Annotated in this window: 1 protein-coding gene and 1 pseudogene; both read right to left on the reverse strand. The window is 36.4% G+C overall.

The features are described 5' to 3' along the window. Positions 1-900, reverse strand: a pseudogene (locus tag MKL62_RS14435) (IS3 family transposase); the annotation flags it as partial. Between the two features lie 541 nt (positions 901-1,441). Then, positions 1,442-3,397 (reverse strand): alkyl/aryl-sulfatase, encoded by a 1,956-nt coding sequence (locus MKL62_RS14440; protein WP_000693745.1) that lies wholly within the window; start codon positions 3,395-3,397, stop codon positions 1,442-1,444. Between the last annotated feature and the right edge of the window lie 115 nt (positions 3,398-3,512).

Genomic DNA, 3,512 nt, shown 5'->3' on the forward strand with positions numbered 1-3,512 from the left:
CATTTGATTTCAATACATCAATAAATGCATCACTGGTAAACTGACTGCCTTGGTCTGTATTAAATATTTCAGGTCGACCATATTTTTCAATAGCTTCATTTAATGTTTCTATGCAAAATGTAACCTCCATACTAATCGATACTCTATGCGCAAGTACCTTGCGGCTATGCCAATCAATCACAGCACATAAATAAACAAAGCCTTTTGCCATAGGGATATACGTTATATCCGTAGACCACACTTGATTACTGCGCTGAATAGCCAATCCTTTGAGCAGATATGGATATTTGCGGTGAGCTTGATTAGCCTGGCTTAAATTTGGTTTGCAATATAACGCATTAATGCCCATTTTCTTCATTAAAGTACGTGTATGACGTCGTCCTATATGATGTCCTTGACGATTCAACAAATCACGCATCATACGGCTACCTGCAAAAGGGTATTGCATATGTAACTCATCCATACACCGCATCAGCTTCAGATCTGATGCACTCACAGGTTTTGGGCGATAGTAATAACAACCACGGGAGACTTTCAGCAGCTGAGCTTGCTTAGATACTGAAATCTGAAGTGAGTCATCGATTAACTTTTGTGGTTGAAGCGGCCCAGTTTCTTCAACACACCTTCTAAAAAATCAATTTCTAATGCCTGCTCACCGATTTTTGCATGTAGTTTTTTTAGATCGATGGGTGGTTCTGTTGGAGCTTTTGATTGATCGAAAGCTTGCGAGGAAGCTGAAATCAGTTGATTTTTCCAGTCGATAATTTGGTTTTGATGAACATCAAATTCAGCACTCAATTCAGCAAGTGTTTTTTCTGCTTTAATCGCAGCAAGTGCTACCTTAGCTTTAAAATCATTTGAATGATTTCTTCTTGGTCTACGTGCCATAAAATACTCCATATATTGATGTTTATAACATCATTTGGGGAGCAAAATATCACTTATAAGTGTTGTTCAAATTTCCTGATCCACCTCTAAAATATAAGCTTGGCAAAACAAATATTGAGCTCTTAAACTATCGGATATTGATATGATCATCATGACCTATATATTTACTCAATATAATCATCAAATAGTGCAATCAAGTTAACCTAATATAAAAGCTTATTTTCAATAAAAAACACATCATAATACCCCCTTGCCTTTTAACCACAAAAATATTGAAGTTATTATTTAGAAGCAATTAATAGAAAAATAAACAAATCTTTTTTAAACAAGCTACTAATAAAAATATCTCCATCGAAAATAAAGTATAAAAATTCAAAAACCATTTAATAAAGTATCAATAGAGTTAAAATACATATAGCTTACTTTTAATTTTAAAGAGGAATACAAGAAATAATTTCTTGTATTCCTGTTATAAGATTGGGAGAACCAAGTTGATAATTTCACCCATTTCTTTGGATCTATTAATTTAAGTTTCGACTTTACTTATTTGAGCTTAGCCATTTGGTCGAGTCACAATCGGGAAAATTGAATCTGGACGTTTAAACATTGCAAAGAATTTTCCAATTTTCAGTGGATTACCTTTGACTTTACTGTCTTTAGAAAGCAGGACTTTTACCCCTTCTATTTGACCTGTAATCATTTTTAGATATAAGGGCTTGGTTAAGGTTAATGTAGGGCAATCCAATGCCAAATCTTTACTTTCATCATAACGCTTAAACTGCATGACTGAGTTTTCAACCCATAATGAAAAATGCTCTTTGGTATCCGACAAAACCAGATTGATACACTGGTTTTCATTTTTTAAATTTTCCACATCTAAATTTGTCGCCATAGCTTCAAGAAATCTTTCAGTTGGTGTATGAATCAATAAATCACTCGGATCAGAAGTATTTTGTAGGGGTACATTATTTTGTAGCTCTTGAGCGCCCACCAAAAAGAAATTACGCCAAGTTGAAGCCTCAGCAGCATAGCCCAATTGACGATAAGTATTCGCCAATAAGTCTTTTGCTTGTTGGTTTTGAGGGTTATTCAACACAATATGTTTTAAAATCTCGGCAGCCCATCTATAGTCAGCTTGAGCGTAGGCATCCCGCGCATTTTTCAATGCATTGTTCTCCCCACCTGCTAACTCAATATATTTTTTTGCAACAGCTTTAGGGGGTAATGGATCTAAATTGGAAGGATGGGCATCGAACCATCCCATATAATATTGGTATACTGCTTTTACATTATGTTTTAGGGTTCCATAATAGCCATGAGCATATAGTTTTTGATCAAGTGCCGCTGGAAGCTTAATTTTTTCGGCAATTTCAGCGCCATTAAAACCAGAGTTCATATATCTCACCGTCTGATCATGCGTGAACTTATAAACATCTCGCTGGGTTTTAATAAAATCTTGAATATTGTCATTGCCCCAGACAGGCCAATGATGCTGTGCAATCAATACATCGGATGCTTTGGCATGCTGCATTGCTTGGTCTAGATAGCCCACCCATTTTAAGGCATCACGGACTTTAGCACCCCGAAGGGTATAAAGATTATGCATGGTATGAGATAGAATTTCTGCGCCGTTATAAAGTTTCAATGATGGGATAGAGAACGTTAATTCTGCTGGTGCTTCTGAACCCGGCACGTTATAAAACACAAAATCCAAGCCATCAACCGTCATTTTCTGTTCTGGTTGAGTGATCAGTTGTGTAGGCTCAAGGATGCCCATTTTTCCCACAGCAACAGCCTTACCTAAACCTGTATCCACCAATCCTTCCGCATTTTTAGGTAGAAAAGTTCCATACATATAAGTCGCACGACGTATCATGGCTGAACCTGCCATCACATTTTCACTGGTCGCTTCTTCCATAAAGCCTTTTGGCGCAATAATTGGAGTTTTTCTAGCGTTAATTTCTTCGCTAGAAAGAACGCCTAATGCACCACCAAAATGATCGATATGGCTATGGGTAAAGATAATGGCTGAAATTTTTTGCTCACCTAAATGCTGTCTAGCAAATTTAAGTGCTGCTTCAGCCGTTTCTTTAGAGGTTAATGTATCCACAATAATCCAGCCAGTATCACCCTGAATGATGGTCATATTTGCCAAATCAAAACCACGAATTTGCCAAACTCGATCTGTTACTTTAAATAGCCCAACATTGTTGTTTAATTTTGCTTGTCGCCATAGAGTGGGATTAACGGTATTTGGTGCTTGATCTTGTAAAAAACTAAATGCATCAAAATCCCAGATAACATTGCCTTTCTCACTTTTAATTTGACCTGTTGGCTTGGCAATAAAGCCCTTTTGAGCCTGATTAAACTCAGTCATATCCTCTAAGTTATACTTCGCCTTATATGTATTATTTGATTCAATGACCGCTTTTTCTACTACAGTATTTGCTGCAAAAACAGAAAATGGCAGAATAAGCATCAATGAAACTGTTAAAAACTTAATTTTCATCTTCTTTCCTTTTTTTAAATAAGAGGTGGTCCCACATGTTTGAACAACTAAAAGCTTATTTATAAGTGATACTCTGCTCTAGTTAAGCTACCTTATTTTGTTGTGGTAGCTGGTC

Source organism: Acinetobacter sp. AOR01_HL, assembly GCF_027855455.1.
GTDB classification, from domain to species: Bacteria; Pseudomonadota; Gammaproteobacteria; order Pseudomonadales; family Moraxellaceae; genus Acinetobacter; species Acinetobacter baumannii.

Excerpts from the sequence above, each read along its gene's own strand:
- MKL62_RS14440 (WP_000693745.1), bottom strand. The coding sequence starts at position 3,397 with ATGAAAATTAAGTTTTTAACAGTTTCATTGATGCTTATTCTGCCATTT.